The sequence below is a fragment of the Photorhabdus viridis genome, assembly GCF_040256935.1.
Taxonomy (GTDB): domain Bacteria; phylum Pseudomonadota; class Gammaproteobacteria; order Enterobacterales; family Enterobacteriaceae; genus Photorhabdus; species Photorhabdus viridis.
In genome coordinates, this window is record NZ_JBEJZY010000199.1 from 1 (window position 1) to 810 (window position 810).

Below are 810 nucleotides of genomic sequence, written 5' to 3' on the forward strand. Positions count from 1 at the left end.
ACCATAACTTGATTAAAGAAATCTTTCTTAAATCAAACTTTTCGAAATAAATTAAATCATTATGTTACTTAAACACCGATAAAATTTACAGCAGTGACTGTTATAAAGTGATATTTACACATCTTTAAAATATTAATCTTGATATTTATTAAATCAACATATAAATTCCAATTAACGTTTGATCATAAAAGAGGCAGCCGCACCTTGCCTCATGTATCCCTGAATCGAGTGCTACCGATATTCTCCGGAGCTGGAAGGTCATGAATACTGGACATCTTTCAATAATGCCCGGACACCAAAAGATTATGTCATTGAGGAAAAACCATGAAAACCGGACTCCGCTTTTCCTGCACTATCGGCAACCTGGCCCCCATGACTTTTGCGGTCGTCAATTTTACGTTAGATGAAGCGCTCTCATCGTTATTTACCCTGTCTCTGACATTAGCGGCACCGCGTTCAGATATTGATACCGATACCCTCCTGCTCCAAACCGCGCAGTTCACCGTCACCCGTGACGATAACCCGCAACGTGAAGTGAAAGGATTAGTTGAAAGTGCGGTTATTGGCGCCACAAACCGGCATCAAACGCTGTATCACCTGACCATCAGACCAGAAATGTGGCTGCTGACCCTTGATCAGGACAGCCGCATCTATCACCAACTCAGCGTTCCCGAGATTTTACACAGCATACTGAAACAGAAAACCCTCAGGGCCAGTATGCATTTCAATGACCCGCATTCAGTGCGGGAATACACCACCATGAAAAGGGAATCCTCCTATGATTTCTTTACCCGCCTTGCGGCGGAAGAG

1 protein-coding gene is annotated in these 810 nt (G+C 43.2%); it reads left to right on the top strand.

Annotated features, from left to right (window positions below; translation table 11 throughout):
• Nucleotides 1–324 precede the first annotated feature (324 nt).
• A partial coding sequence (locus ABR397_RS22950; protein ID WP_350307724.1) for a contractile injection system protein, VgrG/Pvc8 family occupies nt 325–810 on the top strand: 486 nt, incomplete at its 3' end.